At 67.1% G+C, this 1,779-nt stretch carries 2 protein-coding genes, 1 tRNA gene and 1 rRNA gene; 1 reads left to right on the forward strand and 3 read right to left on the reverse strand.

The features are described from left to right. The coding region (locus CCL05_RS42560; RefSeq protein WP_143590059.1) for a PP2C family protein-serine/threonine phosphatase at positions 1-627 on the forward strand (627 nt) is incomplete at its 5' end. A gap of 43 nt (positions 628-670) precedes the next feature. On the opposite strand, the gene CCL05_RS42565 is transcribed toward CCL05_RS42560, so the two are convergent. The 3 genes from CCL05_RS42565 to rrf all read right to left on the reverse strand — a co-directional run bounded on the left by CCL05_RS42565 (position 671) and on the right by rrf (position 1,714). Continuing rightward, positions 671-746: transfer RNA gene (locus tag CCL05_RS42565), tRNA-Thr, on the reverse strand. A 74-nt stretch (positions 747-820) separates the two neighbouring features. Then, positions 821-1,483 carry a DegT/DnrJ/EryC1/StrS family aminotransferase gene (locus tag CCL05_RS42570; protein WP_244204612.1) on the reverse strand — a complete coding sequence of 221 codons (663 nt, stop codon included), beginning with the start codon at positions 1,481-1,483 and terminating at the stop codon, positions 821-823. 114 nt (positions 1,484-1,597) lie between these two features. Then, a 5S ribosomal RNA gene (rrf, locus tag CCL05_RS42575) occupies positions 1,598-1,714 on the reverse strand. Between the last annotated feature and the right edge of the window lie 65 nt (positions 1,715-1,779).

The raw sequence follows: 1,779 nt of genomic DNA on the forward strand, positions 1-1,779 counted from the left end.
GGCGGCGACTTCTACGACGTCTTCCCCATCCGCGACGGCGCCTACGGCTTCGCCATCGGCGACGTCTGCGGTACGGGCCCGAACGCGGCGGCTGTCACGGGCCTGGCCCGCCACGCCCTGCGCCTCCTGGCCCGCGAGGGCCTCAGCGGCCCGGCGGTCCTGGAACGCCTGAACTCCGCCATCCTCGACGAAGGCGCCCGCAGCCGCTTCCTCACCCTCCTCTACGGCGAGATGCGCCCCCAGGAGGACGGCAGCGCCGAACTGAAGGTCGTCTGCGCCGGCCACCCGCTCCCGCTGCGCCTGCGCCAGGACGGCTCGGTGGAACCGGCGGCCGAACCCCAGCCGCTCCTCGGTGTCATCGACGACCTGGAACTCTACGAGCAGACGGTCACCCTGGACCCGGGCGACGTCCTCCTGTGCGTCACGGACGGCGTCACCGAACGCCGCGAAGGCGCCCGCATGCTGGGCGACGACGGCCTCGCCGACGTCCTGACGACCTGCACGGGCCTTACCGCCGGCGCGGTCGCGGCCCGCATCATGCGCGCGGTGGAACGCTTCGCGTCGGACGCCCCGTCCGACGACATGGCGATCCTGGCGATGCGCGTCCCGGGCCTCCACAAGGACTAGGACACGGAAAAGGCCCCACCCGTGAGGGTGGGGCCTTTTCCGCTGGAGCCCCCAAACGGAATCGAACCGTTGACCTTCTCCTTACCATGGAGACGCTCTACCGACTGAGCTATAGGGGCCTGTCGCTTTGCGGGGTTTCCCGCGCGGCAACGGAATAGATCATACCCCGAACAGACCCGTGCTCCCAACCACGTCAGAAAGCGGGCTGGAGAAGCCCTCCAAGGGCATTACAGGCGGACACGATCCGCTGCATGTCCCGCTTGGTCAGGGTGGCGTCCACCGGCAGTGCGAGCGTCTCGTCGGAAGCGCGCTCCGTCTCCGGGAGAGAAACACACCGCCGGAATTCAGGCAGTCGATGCACCGGAGTCTTCACCGGCACCCGGCACTCGACTCCCCGGCCCCGCACAGCCCGTGCGAAAGCGTCCCGATCCGGGCGTCCATTGCCCGGAACGCGCACGACGTACTGCTGATAGGTGTGTCCGTCACCGTCGTCCGGCGTCCGCACACCCCTCAACTTCGCATGGAGATAAGCCGCCCGCTCCCTGCGCTGGGCTATCTCGTCGTACGGCGCCTCGGACTCGCCCTGCTCCAGCACGAGCAGCCCGTGCCGTGCTCCCAGCTCGTGCAGCCGCGCGATGTCGGCGAGCCGGCCGAAGCGGTGTACGACCACCACGGCCGCGGTGCGCGGGGTCACCGCCTCTTCCACAGCAGAGGCATCGAGGCAGTAGGTGAAGGGATCTATGTCAGCGAACACGGGCAGCGCCCCGGCCTTGGCCACAGCCTCGGCGACCTCGACGTTCCCGAAGGCCGGCACGACGACTTCGTCACCGAGTCCGACACCGGCGGCCCTGAGCATTGCAGCAGTACCCATGCTCTGGATGCTGATCGCGCAACGTGAACTTCAAGTGACGGAGAACAAAAAAGGGCTGGACCCGTAACCGAAGTTACGGGTCCAGCCCTGTCAATAATTGTTCGGCGGCGTCCTACTCTCCCACAGGGTCCCCCCTGCAGTACCATCGGCGCTGTAAGGCTTAGCTTCCGGGTTCGGAATGTAACCGGGCGTTTCCCCTACGCTATAACCACCGAAACACTATGAAACTGTCAGCCGCACCACGCTGTGGCAACGTGGGACTGTTCGTGGTTTCAGAACCA

It is taken from the genome of Streptomyces africanus (assembly GCF_002150735.1).
GTDB lineage: Bacteria > Actinomycetota > Actinomycetes > Streptomycetales > Streptomycetaceae > Streptomyces > Streptomyces africanus.